Raw genomic sequence first — 23466 nt, 5'->3', positions numbered from 1 at the left:
CTATTTCACCGTCAGCACCGCACAGTCCGCACTCGAAGCTAGTTTCTGGGACACACTGCCCATTAGAATACCCTTCAACTGGCCATGGCCGCGTCGTCCAGACACAATCAAATCCGCGCCCTTTTCTGTTGCGCTAGCTAGGATCGCATCACCGGGCGCACCCGGCAGAATATCCGTTGACGAGAACGTGTGCCCCGCGCCTTTTGCCAGTTGCTCGGCACGTTTAATCATGGTTTGGCCACTTTCCTGGAGTGCTTCTTCGTCCACCGGAAGGACGACGGCAGAAGCCCCTACCGCAATGGCCTGATCGTGCAGCTCGGGCACATGAACGACATGCAATTTCGCACTATATCGGTCAGCCATGTCGCAAGCTGTCAGGATGGCGGCTTCGGCGTGCTTCGACCCGTCGAACGCCACAACTATATCTTTGAACATCACTTTCTCCTTTTGTTACAATGATGCTTTTATCAGTGTTTGGGATAGCGGCAGTTGATTGAGATTAGTGGCCTGATGAGGTGCGCTGCTGCACAGACATTTCGATAGGTCACAAAATTGGACCCACACGCGTTTGGAGGCAGCCAAATCTTTCTTCCCGATAGGATCAGCCTTATGCAAACAAAATGCTTGGGGAACAGACCAACCTGCATCAGTAGGACAACTCTAATGCTTTGGTTCGCATACGTTATCGGTCTTTGGCGAGTTCTTACCAAACCCGACAGAGCAAGAGGCACGTGGGAACTCGACGTCCCTGTCCCCCACCCACGTGCTTCTTGTTTTAGAAAACTCGGGATAGCGCTATTCTGCTCGTTGCCCGCGTGTGACCCATTAAAACTATAGGGAAAGCCTGACTCTCACTTCAGGAGAGGCCCCAATTGATTCAATTAGGTCAGCACAAAATCTGCAAATTCGACCAGCCGTTCATAATTATCAAAGGTGACTTGCTCGTCACGAATGGTCGCCAGTCCCGCATCACGCAACTGCCGTAAGACCCGATTAACGTGAATTGCGCTCAATCCGAGCGCTTGAGCCATGAGATACTGGTTCAGGGGACAGGCATAGCTTTCTTTGCTCTCCATACCGACGAGAGAAATTCGGACACCAAGATCAAAAAATGCGCTGTCCGTTCCGCCGTGTCACGGCGTCCGATGTTGACCAAATGCGCTACCACCATAGCCTCGTCACGTGATGCTGCCCAAAGTACGGCCATTGCAAGCCGCCATTCGGGACCTGTTTCTAGGACTGACTGGGTGGCTGATTGATCTGTGTAAGCGCGCACACGGAAATTTCCGCCAATCTGTGTGCAAAGCAGCGGCTGCTATTGTGTGGCCGTACAGATTGGTGGAGATCCTGCATGAAAAATACCACAACACTTCTGGTGATTGAACCGGATACAAGCGACGCTGTTATCGCCGAACAGGCGGAGCAGGCATTCGCGCAAAATACACATCTCAGCGTGCTGATGATCGGGGATACCCCCGTTTTGCCTACATATGCATACGGTATGCCCATGTATGGAAATGTGGCGATCCCGGAAAATTGGGCACAGACTGCGGCGTCAACTAGAAACGCGCTGGTCGAACGGGAAACCGAAATCAAAGCTGTGTTGGACCGTGGCGGCGCTTCTGCAGATGTTCAGTCCTTGTTGTGCGCAACCATGGATATCAAGGAAATCGTCGCGACGCATGCGCGGATCTGCGACACTGCATATATCCCGACGGGTCCTGAGGGTCTCTCGGATTCGATGCGACAGGCCGCACATGGCATTCTGTTTAAGTCGCCCATTGGTCTTATGTTGAATGCCTCGCCGTCCAAACCCGCGCCTTGCGTCTTTATTGCCTGGAACAACAGTGATACTGTGGCCAAAGTAGTACATGTCGCCCTGCCCTATCTGGTTGAGGCGCGAGAAGTCATCATCGCCTGTTTCGATCCCACTACGACCAAAGCACACACAGGTGAAGACCCGGGCACAGATGTTGCCGCATGGCTTAGCCACCATGGGTGTAATGTGACCGTCACGCAATTTCCGACAGGTGGCCAAGAGGTTGCGGCGTGTATTCTTGATCGCGCCAAGGAACAGGGCGCGGACCTTGTCGTTATGGGCGCTTACGGACACGCACGCATGATGCAAGCAGTCTTTGGTGGAACAACACGCAGCATGCTTGACCAAACTGACCAGCCAGTATTGCTCGCGCATTAGCCCTTTGGTCCCTAACCGACAGGAGAATACTACTTATGACCCAATCTTTGACCATCAATCGCCAACTTGTACTGGCCTCACGGCCAAAAGGCGAACCTGACGCGGATACTTTGCGCCTTGAAACCAAGCCCGTACCTGAACCTGCGCCTGGCCAGATGTTGCTGCGCACAGAATATCTGTCGCTTGACCCCTATATGCGCGGCCGAATGAGCGATGCGCCCTCTTACGCAGCCCCGGTGGATGTAGGTGCCGTGATGGAAGGTGGCACAGTCGCACAGGTTGTCGTGTCGCATCTGGATGGGTTCAGCGCTGGTGACTGGGTGCTAAGCTTTAACGGCTGGCAGGATTTCGCGGTGTCGGATGGCGCGGGTGTCACGGTCCTTGGCCCCGATCTTGCGCATCCATCTTGGGCGTTGGGAATAATGGGCATGCCGGGCTTCACGGCTTGGGCGGGCCTGACCCAGATCGGCGCGCCTAAGTCAGGCGAGACTGTTTGCGTGGCTGCCGCAACAGGCCCCGTGGGTGCGACCGTCGGGCAGATTGCCAAACTGATGGGATGCCATGTGGTTGGCATCGCGGGCGGCGCAGAAAAATGCGCTTACGCGGTCAAAGATTTGGGGTTTGATGCATGCATCGACCACAAATCAGACGGGTTTGCAGACAAACTAAAGACTGCTGCACCCAAGGGTATCGACGTTTATTTCGAAAATGTCGGCGGTGCGGTGTTTGACGCGGTTCTGCCGCTGCTGAACACTGGCGCGCGCATTCCGGTCTGTGGCCTCGTTTCGGGCTATAATGCCACCGAACTGCCTGATGGGCCGGACCGGATGGGCTGGCTGATGGGTCAAATGCTACGCAAGCGCATGACCATGCGCGGCTTTATAATCTTTAAGGATTTCGGACATCTCTACCCGGAATTTGCCGCCGCGATGACCGCTTGGTTGGCGGCGGGCAAGATGCACTACCGCGAAGAGGTAATCGAAGGGCTCGAAGAGGCCCCGCGTGCCTTCATCGGCCTGCTGCGCGGTGAAAACTTTGGCAAGCGGGTGATCCATGTGGGCCCCGAATAAATGATCGAAAATAAGGAAAGCACAACATGAATGTCCTAATGGTTCTGACCTCGCATGATGCTCTTGGCGATACCGGCAAGAAAACCGGCTTCTGGCTCGAGGAATTCGCAGCCCCCTACTATGTCTTAAGTGATGCTGGTGCCAAGATCACGCTTGCCTCACCCAAAGGGGGGCAGCCCCCGCTGGACCCTACAAGCGATGCACCCGATGCCCAGACAGATGATACGCGCCGCTTTAAAGATGATGCAGCCGCAGCCAATGCTTTGGCCCACACAGTCAAACTGGAGCGTCTGGATCTCAGCAGCTTTGACGCTGTGTTTTATCCCGGCGGCCATGGTCCGCTTTGGGATCTGGCCGAAGACCCAGCCAGCATCCACCTGATCGAGACCTTTGCAAGTAGTGACCGGCCCGTTGCTGCCGTTTGTCATGCCCCTGCAATTTTCCGCCACACGAAAGGCGCAGACGGAAAACTCCTCGTTTCTGGCCGCAATGTAACGGGATTTACCAACACCGAAGAAGACGCAGCAGGTTTGACAGATGTGGTGCCTTTTCTGGTTGAGGATATGTTGAAGGCGAATGGCGGCAATTACTCCAAAGGGGCCGATTGGGCATCGCATGTCGTCGTGGACGGCAAGCTGGTTACGGGCCAGAACCCCGCATCGTCAAATGAAGCGGCAGAGGCGCTGTTGAAGCTTCTGAGTTGACGGGGATTTGTGCTAGAATGGCCTGTTTACAGATACTTTCTGATCGGCAACTGCCCAACGATCCATGACACCGCGCGCTTGGACCAACCTGCTTCGGGCTCAACCGTCATCACACGCGGTTGGCCCGGACGCGTGACAGCCCATTGCAAGGCCCGTCCGGTTCGGGTGACTTGGTATGCTTGTTCAGGCGCGGATAGCGTATCAAACATGACGCGCAGCTCAGCCATGAGGGGTGGCGCTTCGAACAGCAGCCCCAGTTCGGTGTTGATATAGGCTGATCGTAAGTCAAAATTCAGCGACCCGATAATGCCTTGCTGCCCATCAATCATAAACACCTTGGAATGCACGACATCGCGTTTGTACCCAGCAATCGCAGGTTTGGAAAACTCGAAAACGCGCGCCCCAGCCGCCAGCATCGGTTCGCGAAAATGCCGGTACGCGCCGTAAACTGTGATCAGGTCCGTTGCCGACAAAGCGTTTGTGACCAACGAAACCTTAACCCCGCGCGTCATCAAATTGGTGAGACCTGCAATTCCATCCGCACCGGGTACGAAGTAAGGTGTAATCAACTGCACATCGGTTTTTGCGGTATCCAATATCGCGGCGATGGCGGTGTCCATCCATGGGGCCGTGTGCAAATCATACGCCTTGTCAGGTGGATCGGCGAGCAGTTGCACTTTTTTGGTCCAATAGAGGCCGTCGGTCAAAAAGCAGTCAAGTGATCTGCCATGCGCAACCTTCATCTTATAGTCGCGTGATGCTTCGGACTGAATGTGCCGTGCCAGTCTACTGCGAAAAGCGCGAGGGCTTGCACGCAGCGCAGGCCAAAGCGCTGCAATTGGCAAGGACAAACCAAGGTTCCAGTAGCTGTCGAATACATTCGAAACCTCGGCTACTTTCGGACCTACGAACATGACGTCTGCATCAACAGAATTTCGGGTGCCACTGCTCGCGCTGAAATAGGTATCGCCGATGTTGCGCCCGCCGATAATCGCGAGCCGCCCGTCGGTGATCCACATTTTGCCGTGCATGCGGCGGTTGAAACGCGCCAACCCCAACAGCATCTCGCCCATGCGGCGCAACGCCTGTCCACGATTGCGTGTCGGGTTGAACAGCCGCACCTCGATCAGTGGATGTTGGGTTAGGGCAAGAAACGTCCGGTCAAACCCCTGCACATTGACATCATCAAGCAGTAAACGGATGCGCACACCACGGTCTGCAGCGGCCACAAGTGCGTCAATCAGCAACCACCCGGCTATGTCGGTTTTCCAGATGTAATACATCAGATCAAGGCTGCGCCCTGCCTGCGCTGCGGTTTGCGCGCGGGCGGTAAAGGCATCGGTATTGCCCAAAAGCAGCCTCAGCCCGGTTTCCTCCGTATGCCGTTGTTCCAGTGGGTCAAGTTGCGCATCCAGCGGTGTGGGTGGCGCGGTACGCGGCAAAGCAGTTGATGAAGCTCCGCGCGATTTTTGCAAAAAGCGGCGATACGAGCGGTGTGCAAAAAAGGACGCTATTGCCACGGATGCAACTGCGGCACCGATCCAGAAAAGAAAAACCAGGACATCCGCTATCATCGTCAGAGGACCTTATGATCAGGACCAAAGCATAACCTTGCTTTGATTGGCAAGTGGTCGGATGCGCGGCGTGACAGGAGGCTATCGTGCACAGCGACATCCAACAATGCGCCATGTGGCGACATCATCATGCGGTCCAGTGCCAGAAGCGGATAGCGCGAGGGAAAGCTGGGGCGTGCTTGCGCAAACGTAAAATGTTTTTCTAAGGTCTGAAACGCGGGTCCTGCCCCGCGCCATTCATTCAGATCGCCCATAAGCAGCGTAGGACGCCCTTCCAAATCCCTGATCTTGTCCAGTAGCGCCCGCACCTGCGCCGTTCGCGAGGCTTGCAGCAATCCCAGATGTGCATTCACAACGCGCAATGGTCGTCCGGCAATCATCATATCAGTCACCAACGCGCCGCGTGGCTCCAGCCCCGGCAGCATCAGTTGATGCACCTCTTGGACCAGCGCATTGCGCACCAACAATAGATTTCCATGCCATCCGTGCGCATCCCCAACATCATCCATTGGGACTGCGATCAGCCCGAGGTCACGACGGATACTGTCCAGATCAAGTAGACCCTTACGACTGCCAAACCGCGTGTCAGCTTCTTGGATAGCCAGAATATCCGCCCCGATTTCTGCAATTACTGCCGTTGTCCGTGCCAAGTTGCGGCGTCGGTCTGTACCGATACCTTTGTGGATGTTGTAAGATGCGACAGACAGGTCATGTGTCGTGGTCATGGCAGGCACCTAAATCCGTACCTTGCGGGAGCGCGGGATGTTGTCGCTTGAACGTCAGTCACGATCAGGTTTCGGGAATTGCCGCGCCAAGACGTATGCTGCGGTAAATGCGATGAGTGATAGGCCGTTGGAATTTGACGCCTCTGTTGAAACCTTCGGGGTATTTGTAAGGGCCTGTTTTGATGTCTTCTTGAACGCCAAAAAAAACAGCGCACCAGCAAAAGACGTAAATCCAACACCTATCAACAGGGCAGCTACCCCCGCCCCCAAAGCAATGTTCAATGCGATGTATATTGACGTCGTTAGAAATCCGAGGCCAGCTAGACCAAACAAACAAGCTGCCAACGCCAGCAAAACCGACCATAGCAACTTGCGCGCCTGATCTTTATCGCGGCCTGCAATTTCACGTATTGTTTCTTGCAGAAATGCGTTCACCGTCGTGACATAGCCCCAACCAAAAGCCCCGCTCCCGCGGCAAGGCCGATGGCCAGTAGTGGGTGGTCTGCAACCGAAGCTTCCAACTGATGTTCGGCAGATTTACCGGTACTCTCGACGTAGTGCTTTGCCTCACCCAAACCATCGGAAATATCTGAAGCAATATGGCCGCCGCGTCGCCCGGCGATCCCGCTGACTGTCTCGGCAAGGCGTGACATGTCTGCCCGCAGGGCGTTCAATTGCTGGCTCACTGCTTCGAAATCAGTGGCGGCGTCGGTGTTTGTCTTGCTGTTCTGTGACATTGAAAAATCCTTACGTTTTGGGTGAGGGCCGAGGGTGTTATGAAGCTTGGTTTGGATGAAACTTCGCATTGCCGCACTCATCAGGGTTAGTCAGCCATGCTTTTGAACCGTTGATAATACCGCGAGCGACGAGGTATCACGTGATGATGGCTCAACCTGTGCAGGTCTTGATCCCCAAGACACTGTAGATCGGGCAGATGCGGAAACCGGACGTCAAAAGAAGAACTGCCCCGATAAGAACCGAAGCGTAGATGGCATAGCTATTGTCAAAAAGTGACAGGGTTGCGGTGAATGGTATGATGACGAAGATCAATCCGACAACGGCGCGGACGATTTGGTCGGTTTTGCCTACATTTACGGTCATGGTTATCTCTCCTTATTTGTCTTCGAGACGTGTTTTGAGCTGCGTAAAGCTAGCTCTGGATCAGTGAAACATATATCCAATACGCGCCTGCTGACCTGCATCAGCTTCGACAGAATTTGTGTGCTTTGGTTACGGCGGGGTCCAGCTTGAAGCACCAATCAGCGTACCGTTTCAAAATCGGCAGGACCTCCAACCTCGGTCTGGTTGCCACAACCGTGCTTTGCGCATTCAAGTTCGAGAGTTGTGTGCGAAATCTTGAACGCCGACATCACCCCATCCCTTACCAATGCCTTGATTGCATCTGCCTGATCCCATTTGCCGCTCTCGATCACGACGTGAGCATCAAGGGCTGCGCGATGCTCGTCAATTTGCCAGAAATGCGCGTGATGGATGTCAGCCACGCCCGGGACGCCTCGGACAAATGCCAACACTGCGCTGGTCTCAATATCAGGCGGACTTCCCAACATAAGAATGCGAATAACAGGTCCGATTTCCCGAAATGACTGCCACAGGATATAACCAGCGATCAGCAAGGTCACGATGGGATCAACGAGACGCCAATCGTAGAGTAGGATAATCGTACCACCCACGATCACAGCGATGGAACTGAGGGCATCCGCAACATTGTGCAAAAACGCAGCGCGGATGTTCACACTATCTTTCGACATCTCATAAGTCAGCAGCGCTGTTATGGCATCAACGGCAAGTGCCACCGCGGCCACAACCACGATGATCCAGCCAGCCACAGGTTGTGGATCCATGAACCGCAGCACAGCTTCGTAGAGCAGGTAGAGACCAATGATGATGAGCGTTGTGTAATTCACCAGCGCTGCAACAACCTCAATCCGGCCATAGCCGAATGTCATCGTGGCATCACTGGGCCGTCGGGCAATTTTTCGGGCCCCAAAAGCGATGATCAACGAAATTGCATCTGAGAAGTTGTGCAAGGCGTCCGCGATCAAGGCCAGACTGCCGGACAGAACGCCGCCGATCACTTGTACGATCGTTAGGCCCAAGTTCACTGCAATGGCGATTAGTACACGCATATCCCCAGCTTTGGGATCGACGGGATGGTGGTGTCGTCTCATATGAAGCGCTCCGGGTTTTTAGGGGCCATGTTCATGCGCGTTATTTAGAGGTATCATTTACAATGCGGCCGTCTTCGAGTGTGATGATCCGGTCAGCCATTTCCAGAATTCTGTTGTCATGCGTGACCATGACCGTTGTCGTCCCACGCACTTGCCCAAGTTGTTTGAGCATTTTGACCACCGTCATACCGCTTTCGCGATCAAGTGCCGCCGTCGGTTCATCCGCAAAAACGATATCGGGATTGCCTACAAGCGCACGGGCGACAGCCACGCGCTGTTTTTGCCCGCCAGACAAATTTGCAGGAAAGTAATCAATGCGATCGCCCAACCCCAAAAGCGTCAGCATATGACGTGCGGCTGACATCTGGGTGTCTTGATCAGTTGCACCATGAACCTGCAAACCCATTAGCACATTTTGCAGTGCGGTTAGGCTGCCGTGCAAGTTATGCGCCTGAAAGATAAAGCCCAACCTGCGTCGCAAGGCGATTTGTTGAGCAGGTTTTGCGACATGCAGTTGGTGACCCAACAACATAACAGACCCCTCTTGCACCTCGCGCAGGCAACCCACAAGCGTCAAAAGTGTGGTCTTACCTGACCCCGAAGGGCCAACCAACACGGTCAGGCTGCCACGGTCGATTTCCAAGTCGATATCAAACAAGGCCTGCTTTTGCGCCTCGCCTGCGCCAAACCAATGGTTCAGGTCCGCGATATCAAGAGCATGATCATCCCCCATCCTAAAACAAATCGGCGGGGTCAGCCGCAACAAGCCTGCGCGTCGCAATAGCACCAGACAGCGAACACGCAACAACCGTGCCGACGAATACATAGACCGCCATGCCAAAGGTCATTTCAATGGGCAGGGTCGTGGCCTTTGCCATGCCGATCAACAGCAAGTTGGCGACAGCAAATCCGGGAATGAAGCCCAGAACGCCCAAGATCAGCGCCTCTTCCAAAACGATGCTAAGAAAGAACCCCTGACCGTAACCCATGGCTTTGAAGGTCGCGTATTCGCTTAGGTGTTCAGCCACATCGGTTGAAAGCACCTGATAAACGATCACCAACCCGACCAATATGCCAATGATGACGCCAAAACCAAATATGATGCCCGTCGGACGCTTAGTCTGTTGATAGGTTAGTTCCTCTTGGGCTGCGTCACCATAACTGCGGATACGTAAGGACTTATCCGACACCAAATCCCGTAGACGTGCGGAAACGACAACTGGATCTGCACCCGCAGCGATGCGCAGTAAAATATGATCTGGCGCGCCGGACCTGCGTGCGGGGAATAGCGCCAAAAACGTCTGGTCTGACACTAACATGTACCCGTCACCACCAAATCCACCACCACCTGCAAAGGTGTCATAGAGGGTCAGTTGCGTCCCAGATGCCTCGAATGACGAAGGGCTTTGCGGCCTAATGGCTGCTGCGATCTCTTGCGGCAAACCACGACTGAAGCGATCAACGATGCCAGCATTAGGCAACTGCAATGTCCGCGCGTACGGTGCCATCGCTGCACCCAAAAAGGCGGGTTGCGCCGGATCGACCCCATATGTGGTCAGCCCCAGCGTCTTACCCCCGCGCTGCCACGCGATATTTCCGATAAACAGCCCCGTGCCCGCCACAACCTCAGGATCAGCCATGGCCTGAAACATCCATTGCCGCGCCACGTTGCCGCCTTCGGTCAACGCATTGGCGTCGGTCGCAGAGATCATGATGTCCGCTTGAAAAAAGCTGTAGGGTTTCAAAGTCGCGGTCGCCATCGACAGCATGATGCCAAGCTGCACAAAGACCAGTACATTTGCGAATGCAACGCCAGAAAGGGCCGCGGCAAAGCGGGTGCGACTGTGCGTCAGTTGGAACCAGCCAATAGGCAATCGCCCGAACAAAGCCTGTAAGAACCGGCTCATCGGTTGGCCGCAGGCTGATCGCTGGTATCAATCCGGGCAATGACCTCAAGATTGGTAAAGCGCGATGCAATAGCCGACGACGCATCATCAAGCGCCACCATGACCTTGATCACACGTGCATCCGTATTTGCTGCCGTATCGTCCGACAGCAGCCCTTGTCTGCCTACTGTCATACCAATGCGGGCGACCCGACCTTGCAACGTTGTCCCCAATGCGTCTGCGACCAGTTCAACAGGCTGACCAACCATAACCTGTGATATCCGATCTTGGTAGATTTCCACCTCGGCCATCATCTGCGCAATATCCCCCATTTCCATGATCCCATCCGCAGGTGGATGTTGGCCGGGTGTGACGTGGATGTTCAAAACCGTCCCTGAGATCGGCGCGACAACCGCTGCGCGGGCCAGATCGCCCTGCGCACGCGCCAGCTCAGCGTCCGCCGCGTCCAAATTTCGGCTTGCCAGAATAACATCAGGCTGATCGTCAACTTGGGTGGCCGTGAACCGTGCTAACGTGGCTTGGCTTTTTTCAACGGCAGCTGCGGCCTGACGTTCAGTAGCCATTGCGGCGTCAAGAGCTGCTTGGGTTATCACCCCGCGCGCGAACAAATCGGTCGCCCGCAAAAGCTCGATCGCTGCCTCTGCCGCGACAGATTGCGCTTGTGCCAGACCCGCCAGTGCTTCGTTTTTGCTGTTTTCAACGGTGGCGCGTGTCAAAGCCAATGCTGCTTGGCGCACCGCCAGATTTGCTTCGGCCATAAAAACAGCGCCTTGCAACTGTGCTTCGTTGTCTAAGCGGGCCACGACAGCGCCTTTGGTAACAGTATCGCCCTCGGCGACAAGAATGTCTGCCACCCGTGCATCGCCTGCGCCGTAAGGCGGTGCAACAAAGGAGATATCCCCGCGCGGCATCAACCGGGCAAGCCCCAGAACACCTGAAACGCGCATGGTTTCAGCCATATCTTTTGGCAGCTCGATTTCCGGTGGGATAGCGATAGGACTGGCCGACCCAGCACCCGGTTGCAGCCCGGTCATTTCATAGAATTTCTGCAGGCCCGGCGGTTGAAAATATAGCCCAATCACGGCCCCTGAAAACAACAAGACCGGAACCAAAAGCACCCACAAAAAGCGTGCGCGAAACTGGACCCTTTTAGGCGCGGTGATTGCTGGCTTCTGCGATATGACATCAAGCGGTAGCCCGCTGTCCTGCTCGGCTGTCATTGTGCGGTCCAATCCTTAATAAGGCGTCATCAAGAAAGCCTTGTGTCACCCACTGCCTTACGACTGTCGCGAAGATACCGGATTGATCTCGATTAGCATCGCGCGCACAGAACTGTGCAATATCCAGCGCAAAGCAAAGGAAATTGAGCATGTTGAAAATCACCAAGAGATCTGATGACCGCGTGGATATTGAACTCAGTGGCAAGATTGACGCGATTGAAATGGCTGCCGCTTTGGATAGTCTGATTGAACAGTCGAAAGACGTGCACAATGGACAAATGCTTTATGAGATTTCAGATTTCTCGTTGCCGACACTAGGTGCGATTGGCGTTGAGGTGGCACGCCTGCCAAGCCTATTTCGCCTTTTGTCCAAATTCGATAGATGCGCTCTTTTGAGCGATTCAAATTGGCTTAGAAAGGCCTCCGAAGTTGAGGGTGCGCTTCTTCCCGGTCTGGAGATCAAGAGTTTTGAGATGCACGAACGCGACGCGGCCGAGGTTTGGCTGACGGCCAGTAAATAGTCCGTTTGAGGCGGCTCAGGTCTGTCCTAGCGATGCCAACACGCCAGAGCGCACTTTTGGTGGCAAATTGTCGACCGCCCGTGCCAAAACTGCAAGATCTTGCCGAGCTGTATGCAATTGATCAATCAACGAAATCACGATGCCAAGTCCGGTCTCGTCCAGATCAAGATCCATGGATAAGTCACACAGCAGTTCCAGGCGGGCGATGTCGATCTGACGAAAGACATATCCTGTGGGTGCAAGCTGCGGTTTGATAAAATTGCCTTCGATGAAACGCACAAGCTGTCTGCGGGTCAAACGTGTGACGGTCATTACCACGTCGTCTTCTGAAAACCGGTCTGTCATGCGCCCGTCCCTTTCATAAGGTCTGCCCTTGGGTCGAAAGACTGCGACGTGCGCCAGTCCAATAGAAATGCGCGCAGGGCTTCATCGGGGTCTGTTGATACGACGATCTTTAATGTGATCTTTTGGTCGCCTTTCGCCTTAGTCCCTGCACGCGCGACACCACGACCACGCAAGCGCAGAACCCGCCCCGAACTTGCATTTGCCGGAATTTTGACTTCGACAGGGCCGTCAATTGTGGGTGCGGTCACCTTGCCGCCCAGAATGGCCTCGTCGAAGGTAATGGGCAGGGTCACAAGGATATCATTGCCATCGCGCTGGAAATGCGGATGGGGCTGCACAAGAATGGTGATCAGTGCATCACCGTTCGGTCCGCCGCCAAAGCCCACAGAACCCTTGCCGCGCAGCCGCAAGGTCTGACCGTCTTCTGTGCCCGGCGGGATCTTCACAGAAAGACTTTGACCTGTCGGAAGGGTGATACGGGTCTGCGTGCCTTTTGCCGCATCCAAGAAAGGGACCTCCAACGTAAAGCGCGCATGTGCGCCGGGCGACTGGAAATCACCCGCGCTTGTCCGCCCCCGATTGCGCAATATTTCAGCAAAGATATCGGCAGGGTCCACGTCTGACCCAAAGCCATCTCTGTGTTGATAGGCATTCTGGGGCGCATCCGCGAAGTCGCGGTAATACTGTCGTGGCGCTTGCTCTGCGCCAAGCCCATCAATTTCGCCTGCATCGAAACGTGCGCGTGTTTCGGTATCTTTCAAAATGTCATAGGCCGCTGAAATTGCCTTGAACCGTTTTTCCGCATCTGCGTCATCGGGATTCAAATCAGGATGACTTGTCCGCACCAGCTTGCGATACGCCTTCTTGATGTCGTCTGCGGTGGCCGTTTTCGCCAAACCTAAGGCCGCGTAGGGATCATGAAGCATAGAGACACCTTCTTTTCGACCAACAGCGGGAACATAAATCGTGCGGTCTGAACACTATTGTGGTGCCACAAAACTAAACGGTTTTTACTGATCGAAGTTAAGATGCAGGCAGCTCTAGGCCGATTTTCCGGTCAAGCGCGGGTGCGATTGCGCCCGAAAAATCCAAACTATCTGGACGCATCATAACCTGAATTAGTGCCCACCACTTTCATCGCGCGCATGATTGACGTGGCTGCCTTGTCGCAAGGGAGCGCAACATCCAAACGAACATGAAAGTGAGAACGCCATGAGCTTCAACGACCTAGAAGAAAAGATGAAGAAGATTAAAGGCCAAAAGGACGTTACCCCCGAAGTTGACCGCAAAAAGGGTGTCACTGATCTGCTTGATCCGGAGACACCGACAAAGACTGCACGGGCCGCTGGCCCACAAGGTCTCGGGGATGATCTGTTTGACAACGTGCCGGTCTAATACACGGCAAGAAAAGCACATTGGCCCAAAAGAGGACCGGTGTTTTCCGCACACTGTGAAGTTGGCAGCGCTCACGCCTCACCCAGAAATGGCGCGTCAGCCATAGTACTTTCGCTTGGAAGCCCATAACGCAACCCACGGCCAATCCGGTGGGCGAGAGCCGACCATGCCTGTGCCAACGGCGTGGGCAGTTCCTGTTCTAACACAGCATCGAACAGTGCCAACCAAACCGTAAAGTGCGCCGGTTTAACGTCACCGGCAGCGCGGTGCACTTGCATCGGGTTGCCGTCATAACACCTTTGCAGCAGCAAGGCGTTGCGCCAAAATCGACCAATCTTTTCTTCATGTGGCCGCCAGTCAGACACATGGGCTGCAAACACCGGCCCAAGTATCGGATCAGCGCGCACGCGGGCGTAGAATTGCGTCACGACACGGTCAATCTGCGCAGGACTGACGGGAATGCGGGGCGGCATGGTCACGCGACGACGATCCATACAACAATCAGGCTCGCTACAAGGTAAACAAGTGTGTTCACCATCCAGCGGATCAGGCTTGCGTCACTTTCCGGGTCTATCCCTAGATATTCGCAGACCTTCGTTCCCGGCCATAAAAAAGCCTCAGCAAGTCTCATTGGTTGCATTCCTTTGTCCACATTTTCGCGAAAATTCGGCTCCTAGACCCTGACGGTCTCAGCCACTTGTTCGGTCGGCTGGCCCCCGAACGCTTCATCCGATGTATTGGCCTCGGCTTTCGTTTTCTGGACAAGTTGATCCTGGTGATGCGATGGGCCGTAAATTGTGTAGAGCTTAAGCGCATCATGCCCTGTGCAGATCACGTTATGATGAGCGCCCGCAGGCACAATGACACCATCACCGGGGCCTACCTTATGCGTTTTGCCATCAATCACCAGCCGCCCTTCGCCGTCTTCAAAGCGAAAGAACTGATCAGTGTCGGCATGAATTTCGCCGCCAATCTCTTCACCTGGTTCAAGTGACATCAAAACCAATTGCAACTTGGTTCCGGAATAAAGAACACGCCTAAAATTCGCGTTCTCTTCCGTCAGCTCTTCGATATTTCCTGTAAATCCGATCACAACAAACCTCCGTCATTTGCGCGACCTGAAACAGCGCCGCAGCCTATGTTTGCATCAAACCGCGAGGTGACGGACTGATCAGGGTTAGGGTCTCAGTTATTTCTCCAACAGGCACGCATTGTTCTGCGATGCTAACACCGATCAGCGCGGCGGGTCGTTGGTCTGGATAAGACAGGGGTCTCAGTTCTCAGAAGGCCTCAGCCAAATGCACGCGCCAATTGATCCAAAAGATACGCCCATCCAACCCGTAGGCCACGTGCATGCGGTGCGCGGCGCGGTTGTGGATGTGGTTTTCGATGTCGCCTTTATGCCTCCGATCAACGCAGCTTTGATTGTAGACTGGGACAGGCCGACCCCACTGATCCTCGAAGTTCACAGCCACCTCAACCTGACCACGCTGCGCGCTGTGGCGTTTCAATCCACGGCCGGACTTGCGCGTGGGGTTGAAGTGCACCCCAGCGGTGGCCCGATTGCCGTGCCCGTAGGTGTGGCGGTTCTGGGTCGGCTTTTGGATGTTGTGGGTGCCCCGCAAGACGACGGGCCACCCCTGCCAGATGACACGCCGCATAAATCGATCCATGCGCAGCCACCCGTGCTCAACGCCCAAACCCGCACGACGGACGTGTTCGAGACAGGCATCAAGGTCATCGACCTGCTGACGCCAATGGCGCAGGGTGGCAAAGCTGCGATGTTTGGTGGCGCAGGTGTGGGCAAAACTGTTCTGGTCATGGAATTGATCCGCGCCATGGTTGAAAAATACGAAGGCATTTCTGTCTTTGCAGGCGTTGGTGAACGGTCGCGCGAAGGACACGAATTGCTGACGGAAATGCGCTCATCTGGTGTGTTGGAAAGGACCGTTTTGGTCTACGGCCAGATGAATGAACCACCCGGCGCACGCTGGCGGGCCCCGCTGACGGCCCTGACTATTTCCGAATATTTCCGCGATCAAAAGCACCAGAACGTGCTTCTATTGATGGATAACGTGTTCCGCTTTGTGCAAGCCGGTGCGGAAGTCTCCAGCCTTCTGGGTCGCCTGCCCTCGCGCGTCGGCTACCAGCCAACACTTGCAACAGAAGTGGCGGGTCTTCAGGAACGGATCGCCTCAATCTCGGGCTCTGCTGTGACGGCCATTCAGGCCGTTTATGTGCCTGCGGATGATTTCACCGATCCTGCCGTCACAACAATCTCTAGCCATATGGATTGCGTCATCGTGCTCAGCCGTGCGCAGGCAGCCGAAGGGTTTTACCCAGCAATTGATCCGCTCGCTTCGTCATCGATGTTGCTCGACCCGCTTGTTGTGGGCGACGCACACTATGAAATCGCGCAAAGCGTGCGCCAAGCGCTGGCGCGGTTCCGCGAGTTGACAGACATTATCTCATTGTTGGGCGTCGAGGAACTTGGCACCGCAGATCGGTTGGTCGTGAAACGTGCCCGCAGGTTACAGCGTTTTCTGACCCAGCCGTTCAGCGTCACCGAGGCCTTTACCGGCATCGCAGGTGCCAGCGTTTCGCTTGCCGATACGCTGAGCGGATGCCGCGCGATACTGGATGGCGCGGCGGATGACTGGTCTGAGAGTTCACTTTACATGATTGGCACACTGAAAGATGCGCAGGCCAAAGAAACCGCCGCGAACGCCAAAGAGGCTGCGGCATGAGGTTGAGAATTATAACCCCCCTCGTTGTGGTGGTTGATGAGGACATTAACAGTTTAAGCGCCGAAGACGACAGCGGCCGTTTCGGCATCTTGGGTCGCCACGCGCCTTTTCTGACAGCACTTGCGGTTTCAATTGTCAGTTGGCGCACCACTGATGCGGAACGGTTCTGTGCCCTGCGCGGCGGCGTGATGACAGTTGGTAAGGCGTCAACAATCGACATCGCAACCCGCGAGGCCGTGACAGGCGACGACCTTGCGACTTTGGATAGCGACGTCCTCGCGCAATTCCGGTCCGACGCCGACGATGAACGCACCCAGCATGTCGAGGCGATGCGCCTGCAATTCAACGCGATCCGCCACATGGTCAGCCGCCTGAACGCGGGCGCGAACGCAGGTGAATTCCGGTGACCGGGGCACATGACGAAGACCCGCTGGTTGTCCAAACCCGCTTGCGCCGTGACCGACGTGCGCGGTGGTTGCGGGACGGCGACATGTCTGTCGGCCTGCGGCTGGCGCAGATTGGGGTGCTGGGGTGGATCTTTGTGGTCCCGACTTTGGCAGGGCTTTTCTTGGGCCGCTGGCTGGATGGGCACTTTGAAACTGGCATCTTCTGGAGCGCACCTTTGATGCTGCTCGGCCTGTGCCTTGGCGGCTGGACCGCATGGAAATGGATGAACGCAGAATGATTGACCTATCAGCTATCCCCTTACTCATCACCCTGCCTGTCTGTTTTCTCGCAGGGCTGTTCATCGGATATGGCTATTTCCGCGCCCTGCGTGCGACGGCCGATCTGATTGTGCAAGATGGCCAGCCACTGCTGGGATTGGCCCTGACGTTGGGGCGTTTGTCCTTGTTGGTCACGGGATTTTTCATCGCGGTTCTTGCTGGCGGGTTTGCATTGCTGGCGACATTCGCGGGATTGCTATGTGCCAAGGCTCTGATGCTGTACCGGATGCAAAAGGAAGCGATATGATGTCGCCGCTGGAGTCCACCGTCTTGTTTCAGTTGGGGCCGTTTACGATCACACAAGCGATTGTCACGACATGGGTGATCATGGTGGTTTTGGTTGCGGGTGCTTTCATATCAACACGGCGGCTAGCGCTTTTCCCGACCAAACGTCAGGCCGCACTAGAACTGATCATCACCACGCTCGACACCCAAATCAACGAGACAACCGGCGCGTCTCCCGCACCCTATCGCAGCTTCATCGGGACGTTGTTTCTGTTCATCCTTGTGGCGAACTGGTCGTCGCTCATTCCGGGGGTAGAGCCTCCAACAGCGGGCTTGGAAACTGACGCAGCTTTAGCTGCCCTCGTCTTTGTGTCGGTCATCTGGTTCGGAATAAGTGGCAGCGGAATTGGTGGCTATCTCAAATCTTTCGCGGCCCCCAATCCGATCATGATCCCGCTGAACATCCTACAAAGCCTGACGCGCGTGTTTTCGATGTTTGTGCGCCTTTTCGGAAATATAATGAGTGGCGTTTTCGTTGTTGGCATTGTGGCCTCACTCGCGGGCCTTCTGGTGCCGATCCCGCTGATGGCGCTCGATCTGCTGACCGGGCTGGTTCAGGCCTATATCTTTGCCGTTCTGGCGATGGTTTTCATCACATCCACGGTTGAGGACGGCCAGCGCCTCAACCCTAAAAGACAGGAAAATTAATGGATTATCTCGCACTTGCCAGCATCTTTGGGGCCGCCTTTGCCGTTGCTTTTGGGGCCCTTGGCCCCGCCCTTGCCGAAGGCCGCGCCGTCGCCGCTGCGATGGAGGCCATTGCGCGTCAACCAGAAGCCGCAAACACCATATCGCGCACGCTATTTGTTGGGCTGGCGATGATCGAGACCACAGCGATCTATTGTCTGGTGATCGCGCTGCTGCTGCTTTTCGCCAACCCTTTGTTGGGCTGAGGGCATGACAATCGACTTTTGGGGACTGGGTCTGCAAGCCGTCAACGTCCTAATCCTTATGTGGCTTTTGTCACACGTCTTTTGGCGTCCCGTCGCCGCTGCAATTGCGAAGCGTCAGGATACAGCCACATCACTGATTGACGCGTCCAAGGCAACGCAGGCTAAGGCTGATCGGGCGCTGGAGGAGGCAACACAAGCTCGCGCAGGCATTGCCGCAGAGCGGAGTGCCACACTTGACGCCGCGCAAAAGGAGGCTGCAACAGCGACAAAGGCAACCCTGACTGAGGCGCGCGTCAAGGCTGATGCGATGTTGGCGACCGCAAAAACGACGATCGTGCAAGATCGTGACGCTGCGCAAAAGGCCAATGAAGCCCAAGCCGCTGATTTGGCAATGAAGATCGCAGCCAAACTTCTGGAGCGGTTAAACTGCAATGCCACTCAGTCTGCGTTTCTGTCACAGCTGACTGAGGCCATCGCAAAGATACCTCCTGCCGATCTTACCGCCGTGTTAGACGACCCAAAGGGGATCGAGATCGTCACGGCAACTGCATTGGGTGCCGAGCAAAGCAACACTAATAAGGTGGTCCAAACAGCCCTTGGCGGCAAAGCTGATCTGAAATTCAGCACCGACCCTGACCTGATTGGCGGGCTGGAATTGCGCAGTCCGCATTTCGTGCTGCACAACTCTTGGCAGGCGGATTTAAAACAAATCCAAAAGGCGGTGCGCGATGCCACATGATGCGCCCCATTGGGTTCGCTCCACCCAGGACGTACTCAAATCCGTTTCCCTTGTCCCCCGCACCAGCCACAAAGGCAGGGTTGAAGAAATTAGCGACGGCGTTGCCATGATTTCTGGCCTGCGGGACGTCGCCCTTGATGAGGTTCTGCGCTTTGAAGGCGGTCAAACAGGTTTCGCCCGCGTGCTTGACCCTGATCTAATCGGCTGCGTATTGCTGGACGCGGCCACCGAAGTCCAAGCCGGCGACGCGGTTTTTGGCACAGGAGAGGTTGTGAATGTGCCGACCGGCGATGCGCTTTTGGGCCGTGTCGTTGATCCACTCGGTCGCCCGCTTGATGGCAAAGGGCCGATCAATGCCACAATGCATCTGCCCATTGAACGCCCCGCTCCTTCCATTATCGAACGTGATCTTGTCACGGAACCCGTCCAAACCGGGGTTGTGGTTGTAGACACCCTATTCGCGCTTGGACGTGGGCAGCGCGAGTTGATTGTTGGCGATCATTCCACAGGCAAGACAACGCTGGCTATCGATGCGCTGATTGCCCAAGCGCACAGTGACATGATCTGCATTTATGTGGCCGTGGGCCAAAAGACATCCAGCGTGCGCCGTGCCATTGACGCGCTTGAGCGCCACGGCGATTTCGCGCGCTGCATCGTGGTCGTGGCCGGATCATCCGAGGCACCCGGTTTGCAGTGGATCGCACCCTATGCCGGTATGACAATGGCCGAACATTTCCGCGACAAGGGTCAGCATGCGCTGATCGTGATTGATGATTTGTCCAAACACGCCGCCACCCACCGAGAAATCGCCTTACTGACCCGTCAGTCACCAGGGCGTGAGGCCTATCCGGGCGATGTCTTCTATATCCATGCACGCCTTTTGGAACGGGCCGCCAAGCTTTCAAAGGCGCGTGGTGGTGGTTCCCTCACCGCCTTGCCAATCGCTGAGACGGATTCGGGCAATCTGTCGGCCTATATTCCGACCAACCTCATCTCGATCACAGACGGCCAGATCGTGCTGGATGCTGCCTTGTTCCATCAAGGCCAGAAACCCGCCGTGGATGTAGGCCTGAGCGTCAGTCGCGTGGGCGGCAAAACGCAGGCACCCGCATTGCGCAATGCGGCAGGCACCTTGCGGCTGGACTACGCACAATTCTTGGAGTTGGAGGTGTTTACCCGTTTTGGCGGCGTGCCAGATGGTCGCGTGCGTGCGCAACTGACACGCGGTGCGCGGATCAGAGAAGCGTTGCGGCAATCCCAACACATGCCGTTCCGACTGGATGATGAAGTCTCTTTGATGCGTGCCGTGCAGGCGGGATTATTGGATATCTTGCCGTTGGTCGCAGTGCCCAAATTCCGCGCTGCACTACCCGAAATCGTGGTTCGAGAGACGGACAAGACGCTGATGGACGCGCTGGCCAACCTTGCCGCGACTTTGGCGGACGACAAACCCGATACACCGCAATGACCGAACGGCTTGCCGATATCAGCGCCCGCATCGACGGCATCCGCGATCTCGGGGCTGTCGTGAATGCAATGAAAGGCATCGCTGCCGCACGGGCGCATGTTGCCCGCACTCAAGTGGATGCGGTTGATAGTTATGCGGCGACCATTGCAAGCGCGATGTCACGTGTGATTGGGGCTGAGAACAAAACACCCGTTGAACAGGACGCAGCCAATTTAGGCTTACTGATATTTTGTGCAGAGCAGGGATTTGCAGGGGCGTTCACCGAGCGGGTTCTGGACAGTATAGATGCAAGGGACGCTGAGGCACTGTTCCTGATCGGGACACGCGGGCTGTCCATCGCAAAGGCCCGTGGCATTAACTCGCATTGGACAGCGCCCCTGCCCTCTCATACGGCTGGGATTCCCAAACTTGCAGACCAGATAACAACTGCGATCTACAGCGCTGTTAGTGAAGACCGCATAGACGCGCTCGATGTCATCTTCACAGGATGGAAAAGTGGCCGCCCTGCCGTTGTCAGACAGCGCCTATTTCCGGTCGATCCGTCGGGTCTTGCGGCCACCACTGACGAGCGGCCTTTGACACAACTGCCAAGTGACACCCTGCTTGCGTCATTTGGCGAGGAGTACTTCAAAGCGCAGGTCTGCAAAGCAGCCCTTCATGCGTTCGCTGCCGAAAACGAGGCGCGCATGGAAGCCATGACCTCAGCAGGCCGCCAGATCGCGCGCGAGATGGATGCATTTCAGGCCACATTGCGCCGTGTGCGGCAGGAAGCAATCACAGCCGAAATCATAGAACTAAGCACCGGTGTTGCATCAAACCAGGACCGATCTGGATAAATCATTTTCGTCAGACCTGTCGACAGACTAACCCGTATCAATGCCGCATTGTGGTACGGACACTAGAGAGGTGGCAAAGAAGGCCAAATTTGCGCCTTTCGTGAAGGAGCCATCATGTTGACCGACAAGAAAAAACCGAAATCAGAGCCACAAACTCTTTATCAAACGCTTGACCATATGGCCCACGCAAATGTTGCGAAGGCGACTTCGGGACTATCCCCTTCGGTTCTTGCTGAAGCATGGATGGACTGGGCTACCCATCTGGCCGCATCACCGGGCAAGCAATTGCAACTAGCTACGCAGGCGTTCCAGAACCTGTCAGCGCTTGGCGCGACCAGCCTTGGCGTGGATCGGCTCGAGGCCGAAACTGATCATCGGTTTTCTGGCGAAGGCTGGCAGAACTACCCGTTCAACGTCTGGTCACAAGCGCATCAGCAGTCTTGGCAGTGGTGGCAGGACGCAACGACGGGCGTTCACGGGGTTACACCCGAACATCAAAACCTGATAGCGTTTGTTACCGGCCTGACGGTTGACGCAGGTGCACCATCGAATTTTGCGCCCACGAACCCTGATGTGATTGCAGCAACCTTTGCGCAGAGTGGCCAGAATTTGATCCGTGGGTCGCAGCACTTATCCGAAGATATCGCGCGCAAAAACGGATACGCACAAGACGATAGTCCGCAGGCGTTCGAGGTCGGCGTCAATCTGGCCACCGCACCCGGCAAAGTCGTGTTTCGCAATGCCCTGATCGAGCTGATCCAATACAGCCCTGAGACCGGAACTGTGCATCCCGAACCAATCTTGATCGTGCCTGCATGGATCATGAAGTATTACATTCTGGACCTGTCATCGCACAACTCACTGGTCCGCTTTCTGGTTGGGAAAGGCTTCACCGTCTTTATGATCTCGTGGAAAAACCCTGATGCCGAGGATCGCGATCTGAGTATGGAGGATTACCGCAAACTTGGCGTGATGGACGCCATGGATGCCGCACTGGCGATCACAGATGCACCAAAACTGAACGCTGTTGGCTACTGCCTTGGTGGTACGCTGCTGTCCATCGCAGCGGCGGCGATGGGGCGCGATGGTGACGACCGCCTTGCATCAACCTCGTTCCTTGCGGCACAGGTTGATTTTACCGAGGCTGGCCAGTTGCGGCTCTTTGTCAACGACAGCGAAGTCACGTTAATTGAGGATATGATGGCGGACAAAGGCTATCTTTCATCTGATCAAATGGCTGGCGCCTTTGCCATGCTACGCGCCCGTGATCTGATCTGGGGTCCTGCAATAAAAAACTACCTGATGGGGGATCGCGCTGAGGCTTTCGATCTGATGGTCTGGAACGCAGATGGCACACGCATGCCAGCCCGTATGCATTCGGAATACCTGCGCAAACTGATCCTGAACAATGATCTGGCAGAGGGGCGATACCGCGTGGGTGACAAGGCAATTGCCGTATCCGACATTCGCGCGCCTATCTTTGCGGTTGGCACCGAGGACGATCATGTCGCCCCGTGGCGGTCGGTCTATAAGCTGCATCTGTTTGCCGATACTGATGTGACCTTTGTGCTGACCAGTGGCGGGCACAACGCCGGTATCTTATCCGAACCGGGCCATAAGGGGCGTCATTTTCGCATTGCAGATACCAAAGCGACAGCACCCTATAGCGATCCTGATGAATGGCTCACAGCCAACGCGCCCGAGGACGGCACATGGTGGAAAGATTTTGCCAGTTGGCTGGCTGCGCGATCAAGCGCGCCCGTGGAAATACCACATATGGGCGCAAAATCAGGTCGCTACAAAGCGTTGTGCGATGCGCCCGGCACATATGTGATGCAACGATGAAGCTGCGTCGTTTTGGGGGTGGTTGCCGCCATGTCGTTCGTTGCCGCAGTGCAGTTGAACTGGCTTGGCAAACGTCAGGCC

The 23466-nt window shown here is 55.5% G+C and carries 30 protein-coding genes and 1 pseudogene; 16 read left to right on the top strand and 15 right to left on the bottom strand.

Annotated elements, in window-relative coordinates; translation table 11 throughout:
* Entirely contained in the window at positions 1 to 435 is a 435-nt protein-coding gene (locus tag CLV80_RS02055; protein WP_106354232.1) for a universal stress protein, read from the bottom strand.
* 446 nt (positions 436 to 881) lie between these two features.
* Positions 882 to 1216: pseudogene (locus tag CLV80_RS02050) on the bottom strand (Crp/Fnr family transcriptional regulator); the annotation flags it as partial.
* Between the two features lie 135 nt (positions 1217 to 1351).
* Between CLV80_RS02050 and CLV80_RS02045 the strand changes: the two are divergent.
* Genes CLV80_RS02045 through CLV80_RS02035 form a run of 3 tightly spaced genes read left to right on the top strand, consistent with a single transcriptional unit; the run spans position 1352 to position 3971 of the window.
* A complete protein-coding gene (locus tag CLV80_RS02045) occupies positions 1352 to 2197 on the top strand; it encodes a universal stress protein (RefSeq protein ID WP_106354230.1) in 846 nt (281 codons plus the stop codon).
* Between the two features lie 35 nt (positions 2198 to 2232).
* The gene (gene curA, locus CLV80_RS02040) at positions 2233 to 3267 is read left to right on the top strand and encodes an NADPH-dependent curcumin/dihydrocurcumin reductase (RefSeq protein ID WP_106354228.1); all 1035 of its coding nucleotides are present in this window, start codon (positions 2233 to 2235) and stop codon (positions 3265 to 3267) included.
* A gap of 26 nt (positions 3268 to 3293) precedes the next feature.
* On the top strand, positions 3294 to 3971 hold the full coding sequence (locus CLV80_RS02035; protein ID WP_106354227.1) for a type 1 glutamine amidotransferase domain-containing protein: 678 nt from the start codon (positions 3294 to 3296) through the stop codon (positions 3969 to 3971).
* 26 nt (positions 3972 to 3997) lie between these two features.
* On the opposite strand, the gene CLV80_RS02030 is transcribed toward CLV80_RS02035, so the two are convergent.
* The gene (locus CLV80_RS02030; protein WP_106354225.1) at positions 3998 to 5545 is read right to left on the bottom strand and encodes a phospholipase D-like domain-containing protein; all 1548 of its coding nucleotides are present in this window, start codon (positions 5543 to 5545) and stop codon (positions 3998 to 4000) included.
* Positions 5546 to 5547: 2 nt separating this feature from the next.
* Positions 5548 to 6270 carry an endonuclease/exonuclease/phosphatase family protein gene (locus CLV80_RS02025; RefSeq protein ID WP_106354223.1) on the bottom strand — a complete coding sequence of 241 codons (723 nt, stop codon included), beginning with the start codon at positions 6268 to 6270 and terminating at the stop codon, positions 5548 to 5550.
* Positions 6271 to 6307: 37 nt separating this feature from the next.
* On the opposite strand from CLV80_RS02025, the gene CLV80_RS18270 reads away from it, so the two are divergent.
* Positions 6308 to 6652, top strand: coding sequence for a hypothetical protein (locus CLV80_RS18270; RefSeq protein ID WP_133169734.1), 345 nt, complete (start codon positions 6308 to 6310; stop codon positions 6650 to 6652).
* Positions 6653 to 6701: 49 nt separating this feature from the next.
* On the opposite strand, the gene CLV80_RS02015 is transcribed toward CLV80_RS18270, so the two are convergent.
* The 6 genes from CLV80_RS02015 to CLV80_RS01990 form a co-directional block, all read right to left on the bottom strand.
* Positions 6702 to 7007, bottom strand: coding sequence for an ElaB/YgaM/YqjD family protein (locus tag CLV80_RS02015; RefSeq protein ID WP_106354219.1), 306 nt, complete (start codon positions 7005 to 7007; stop codon positions 6702 to 6704).
* A 151-nt stretch (positions 7008 to 7158) separates the two neighbouring features.
* Positions 7159 to 7371 (bottom strand): YgaP family membrane protein, encoded by a 213-nt coding sequence (locus CLV80_RS02010; protein ID WP_106354217.1) that lies wholly within the window; start codon positions 7369 to 7371, stop codon positions 7159 to 7161.
* A 158-nt stretch (positions 7372 to 7529) separates the two neighbouring features.
* Positions 7530 to 8459 carry a cation diffusion facilitator family transporter gene (locus tag CLV80_RS02005; protein ID WP_106354215.1) on the bottom strand — a complete coding sequence of 310 codons (930 nt, stop codon included), beginning with the start codon at positions 8457 to 8459 and terminating at the stop codon, positions 7530 to 7532.
* Positions 8460 to 8499: 40 nt separating this feature from the next.
* The gene (locus CLV80_RS02000) at positions 8500 to 9192 is read right to left on the bottom strand and encodes an ATP-binding cassette domain-containing protein (RefSeq protein ID WP_106354213.1); all 693 of its coding nucleotides are present in this window, start codon (positions 9190 to 9192) and stop codon (positions 8500 to 8502) included.
* Between the two features lies 1 nt (position 9193).
* Entirely contained in the window at positions 9194 to 10366 is a 1173-nt protein-coding gene (locus tag CLV80_RS01995; protein WP_106354211.1) for an FtsX-like permease family protein, read from the bottom strand.
* The gene (locus tag CLV80_RS01990; RefSeq protein ID WP_106354209.1) at positions 10363 to 11586 is read right to left on the bottom strand and encodes an HlyD family efflux transporter periplasmic adaptor subunit; all 1224 of its coding nucleotides are present in this window, start codon (positions 11584 to 11586) and stop codon (positions 10363 to 10365) included. The genes CLV80_RS01995 and CLV80_RS01990 overlap by 4 nt, the downstream gene beginning before the upstream one ends.
* A 149-nt stretch (positions 11587 to 11735) precedes the next feature.
* Between CLV80_RS01990 and CLV80_RS01985 the strand changes: the two genes are divergently transcribed.
* Complete coding sequence (locus CLV80_RS01985; RefSeq protein ID WP_106354207.1) at positions 11736 to 12107, top strand: SpoIIAA family protein; 372 nt, start codon at positions 11736 to 11738, stop codon at positions 12105 to 12107.
* A gap of 15 nt (positions 12108 to 12122) precedes the next feature.
* Here the strand turns inward: CLV80_RS01985 and CLV80_RS01980 are convergent, their stop codons facing one another.
* Both CLV80_RS01980 and CLV80_RS01975 read right to left on the bottom strand, forming a co-directional pair.
* On the bottom strand, positions 12123 to 12452 hold the full coding sequence (locus tag CLV80_RS01980) for a chaperone modulator CbpM (RefSeq protein ID WP_106354204.1): 330 nt from the start codon (positions 12450 to 12452) through the stop codon (positions 12123 to 12125).
* Positions 12449 to 13378, bottom strand: a complete 930-nt coding sequence (locus CLV80_RS01975) for a DnaJ C-terminal domain-containing protein (protein WP_106354202.1) — start codon at positions 13376 to 13378, stop codon at positions 12449 to 12451. The genes CLV80_RS01980 and CLV80_RS01975 overlap by 4 nt, the downstream gene beginning before the upstream one ends.
* Positions 13379 to 13664: 286 nt before the next feature.
* On the opposite strand from CLV80_RS01975, the gene CLV80_RS01970 reads away from it, so the two are divergent.
* The gene (locus CLV80_RS01970; RefSeq protein WP_106354200.1) at positions 13665 to 13847 is read left to right on the top strand and encodes a hypothetical protein; all 183 of its coding nucleotides are present in this window, start codon (positions 13665 to 13667) and stop codon (positions 13845 to 13847) included.
* 71 nt (positions 13848 to 13918) lie between these two features.
* On the opposite strand, the gene CLV80_RS01965 is transcribed toward CLV80_RS01970, so the two are convergent.
* The 3 genes from CLV80_RS01965 to CLV80_RS01960 are packed head-to-tail and all read right to left on the bottom strand — an operon-like array spanning position 13919 to position 14940.
* Entirely contained in the window at positions 13919 to 14320 is a 402-nt protein-coding gene (locus CLV80_RS01965) for a group III truncated hemoglobin (protein WP_106354198.1), read from the bottom strand.
* A gap of 2 nt (positions 14321 to 14322) precedes the next feature.
* Positions 14323 to 14478, bottom strand: a complete 156-nt coding sequence (locus CLV80_RS18355; RefSeq protein WP_165793295.1) for a hypothetical protein — start codon at positions 14476 to 14478, stop codon at positions 14323 to 14325.
* A gap of 42 nt (positions 14479 to 14520) precedes the next feature.
* Positions 14521 to 14940, bottom strand: a complete 420-nt coding sequence (locus CLV80_RS01960) for a cupin domain-containing protein (RefSeq protein WP_106354197.1) — start codon at positions 14938 to 14940, stop codon at positions 14521 to 14523.
* Positions 14941 to 15145: 205 nt separating this feature from the next.
* Between CLV80_RS01960 and atpD the strand changes: the two genes are divergently transcribed.
* The 10 genes from atpD to CLV80_RS01910 all read left to right on the top strand — a co-directional run bounded on the left by atpD (position 15146) and on the right by CLV80_RS01910 (position 23385).
* The gene (gene atpD / locus CLV80_RS01955; protein ID WP_106354196.1) at positions 15146 to 16594 is read left to right on the top strand and encodes a F0F1 ATP synthase subunit beta; all 1449 of its coding nucleotides are present in this window, start codon (positions 15146 to 15148) and stop codon (positions 16592 to 16594) included.
* The gene (locus tag CLV80_RS01950; RefSeq protein ID WP_106354193.1) at positions 16591 to 17001 is read left to right on the top strand and encodes a F0F1 ATP synthase subunit epsilon; all 411 of its coding nucleotides are present in this window, start codon (positions 16591 to 16593) and stop codon (positions 16999 to 17001) included. Before atpD ends, CLV80_RS01950 begins: the two co-directional genes overlap by 4 nt.
* On the top strand, positions 16998 to 17279 hold the full coding sequence (locus tag CLV80_RS01945; RefSeq protein ID WP_243394357.1) for an AtpZ/AtpI family protein: 282 nt from the start codon (positions 16998 to 17000) through the stop codon (positions 17277 to 17279). The genes CLV80_RS01950 and CLV80_RS01945 overlap by 4 nt, the downstream gene beginning before the upstream one ends.
* Positions 17276 to 17566, top strand: a complete 291-nt coding sequence (locus CLV80_RS01940; protein WP_165793294.1) for an N-ATPase subunit AtpR — start codon at positions 17276 to 17278, stop codon at positions 17564 to 17566. The genes CLV80_RS01945 and CLV80_RS01940 overlap by 4 nt, the downstream gene beginning before the upstream one ends.
* Positions 17563 to 18252: a F0F1 ATP synthase subunit A gene (locus CLV80_RS01935; protein ID WP_106354188.1), complete on the top strand. Its 690-nt coding sequence runs from the start codon at positions 17563 to 17565 to the stop codon at positions 18250 to 18252. Before CLV80_RS01940 ends, CLV80_RS01935 begins: the two co-directional genes overlap by 4 nt.
* Positions 18252 to 18497 (top strand): F0F1 ATP synthase subunit C, encoded by a 246-nt coding sequence (locus tag CLV80_RS01930; RefSeq protein WP_106354185.1) that lies wholly within the window; start codon positions 18252 to 18254, stop codon positions 18495 to 18497. Before CLV80_RS01935 ends, CLV80_RS01930 begins: the two co-directional genes overlap by 1 nt.
* A gap of 4 nt (positions 18498 to 18501) precedes the next feature.
* Positions 18502 to 19236 (top strand): F0F1 ATP synthase subunit B family protein, encoded by a 735-nt coding sequence (locus CLV80_RS01925; RefSeq protein ID WP_106354183.1) that lies wholly within the window; start codon positions 18502 to 18504, stop codon positions 19234 to 19236.
* Positions 19226 to 20704, top strand: coding sequence for a F0F1 ATP synthase subunit alpha (locus CLV80_RS01920; RefSeq protein WP_106354181.1), 1479 nt, complete (start codon positions 19226 to 19228; stop codon positions 20702 to 20704). The genes CLV80_RS01925 and CLV80_RS01920 overlap by 11 nt, the downstream gene beginning before the upstream one ends.
* Positions 20701 to 21540 (top strand): F0F1 ATP synthase subunit gamma, encoded by an 840-nt coding sequence (locus tag CLV80_RS01915; RefSeq protein WP_106354179.1) that lies wholly within the window; start codon positions 20701 to 20703, stop codon positions 21538 to 21540. Before CLV80_RS01920 ends, CLV80_RS01915 begins: the two co-directional genes overlap by 4 nt.
* 114 nt (positions 21541 to 21654) lie before the next feature.
* Complete coding sequence (locus CLV80_RS01910; RefSeq protein WP_106354177.1) at positions 21655 to 23385, top strand: PHA/PHB synthase family protein; 1731 nt, start codon at positions 21655 to 21657, stop codon at positions 23383 to 23385.
* The last annotated feature ends 81 nt before the right edge of the window (positions 23386 to 23466 follow it).

Origin of the sequence: Yoonia maritima (assembly GCF_003003285.1) — a bacterium.
Classification (GTDB): domain Bacteria; phylum Pseudomonadota; class Alphaproteobacteria; order Rhodobacterales; family Rhodobacteraceae; genus Yoonia; species Yoonia maritima.
Note: the sequence above shows the minus strand (reverse complement) of the source record. Positions and strands in the feature narration are given on the sequence as shown.

Coding starts and splice junctions, on each gene's coding strand:
- CLV80_RS02015 (WP_106354219.1), bottom strand. CDS start 7,007: ATGTCACAGAACAGCAAGACAAACACCGACGCCGCCACTGATTTCGAA.
- CLV80_RS01925 (WP_106354183.1), top strand. CDS start 18,502: ATGACAATCGACTTTTGGGGACTGGGTCTGCAAGCCGTCAACGTCCTA.
- CLV80_RS02010 (WP_106354217.1), bottom strand. CDS start 7,371: ATGACCGTAAATGTAGGCAAAACCGACCAAATCGTCCGCGCCGTTGTC.
- CLV80_RS18270 (WP_133169734.1), top strand. CDS start 6,308: ATGTTGTCGCTTGAACGTCAGTCACGATCAGGTTTCGGGAATTGCCGC.
- CLV80_RS01950 (WP_106354193.1), top strand. CDS start 16,591: ATGAGGTTGAGAATTATAACCCCCCTCGTTGTGGTGGTTGATGAGGAC.
- CLV80_RS01920 (WP_106354181.1), top strand. CDS start 19,226: ATGCCACATGATGCGCCCCATTGGGTTCGCTCCACCCAGGACGTACTC.
- CLV80_RS01910 (WP_106354177.1), top strand. CDS start 21,655: ATGTTGACCGACAAGAAAAAACCGAAATCAGAGCCACAAACTCTTTAT.
- CLV80_RS01985 (WP_106354207.1), top strand. CDS start 11,736: ATGTTGAAAATCACCAAGAGATCTGATGACCGCGTGGATATTGAACTC.
- curA (WP_106354228.1), top strand. CDS start 2,233: ATGACCCAATCTTTGACCATCAATCGCCAACTTGTACTGGCCTCACGG.
- CLV80_RS02045 (WP_106354230.1), top strand. CDS start 1,352: ATGAAAAATACCACAACACTTCTGGTGATTGAACCGGATACAAGCGAC.
- CLV80_RS01940 (WP_165793294.1), top strand. CDS start 17,276: ATGATTGACCTATCAGCTATCCCCTTACTCATCACCCTGCCTGTCTGT.
- CLV80_RS02035 (WP_106354227.1), top strand. CDS start 3,294: ATGAATGTCCTAATGGTTCTGACCTCGCATGATGCTCTTGGCGATACC.
- CLV80_RS02000 (WP_106354213.1), bottom strand. CDS start 9,192: ATGGGGGATGATCATGCTCTTGATATCGCGGACCTGAACCATTGGTTT.
- CLV80_RS01970 (WP_106354200.1), top strand. CDS start 13,665: ATGAGCTTCAACGACCTAGAAGAAAAGATGAAGAAGATTAAAGGCCAA.
- CLV80_RS01995 (WP_106354211.1), bottom strand. CDS start 10,366: ATGAGCCGGTTCTTACAGGCTTTGTTCGGGCGATTGCCTATTGGCTGG.
- CLV80_RS01990 (WP_106354209.1), bottom strand. CDS start 11,586: ATGACAGCCGAGCAGGACAGCGGGCTACCGCTTGATGTCATATCGCAG.
- CLV80_RS01935 (WP_106354188.1), top strand. CDS start 17,563: ATGATGTCGCCGCTGGAGTCCACCGTCTTGTTTCAGTTGGGGCCGTTT.
- CLV80_RS01930 (WP_106354185.1), top strand. CDS start 18,252: ATGGATTATCTCGCACTTGCCAGCATCTTTGGGGCCGCCTTTGCCGTT.
- CLV80_RS02005 (WP_106354215.1), bottom strand. CDS start 8,459: ATGAGACGACACCACCATCCCGTCGATCCCAAAGCTGGGGATATGCGT.
- CLV80_RS01975 (WP_106354202.1), bottom strand. CDS start 13,378: ATGCTTCATGATCCCTACGCGGCCTTAGGTTTGGCGAAAACGGCCACC.
- CLV80_RS01915 (WP_106354179.1), top strand. CDS start 20,701: ATGACCGAACGGCTTGCCGATATCAGCGCCCGCATCGACGGCATCCGC.
- CLV80_RS18355 (WP_165793295.1), bottom strand. CDS start 14,478: ATGAGACTTGCTGAGGCTTTTTTATGGCCGGGAACGAAGGTCTGCGAA.
- CLV80_RS01965 (WP_106354198.1), bottom strand. CDS start 14,320: ATGCCGCCCCGCATTCCCGTCAGTCCTGCGCAGATTGACCGTGTCGTG.
- CLV80_RS02030 (WP_106354225.1), bottom strand. CDS start 5,545: ATGATAGCGGATGTCCTGGTTTTTCTTTTCTGGATCGGTGCCGCAGTT.
- CLV80_RS02055 (WP_106354232.1), bottom strand. CDS start 435: ATGTTCAAAGATATAGTTGTGGCGTTCGACGGGTCGAAGCACGCCGAA.
- atpD (WP_106354196.1), top strand. CDS start 15,146: ATGCACGCGCCAATTGATCCAAAAGATACGCCCATCCAACCCGTAGGC.
- CLV80_RS01980 (WP_106354204.1), bottom strand. CDS start 12,452: ATGACAGACCGGTTTTCAGAAGACGACGTGGTAATGACCGTCACACGT.
- CLV80_RS02025 (WP_106354223.1), bottom strand. CDS start 6,270: ATGACCACGACACATGACCTGTCTGTCGCATCTTACAACATCCACAAA.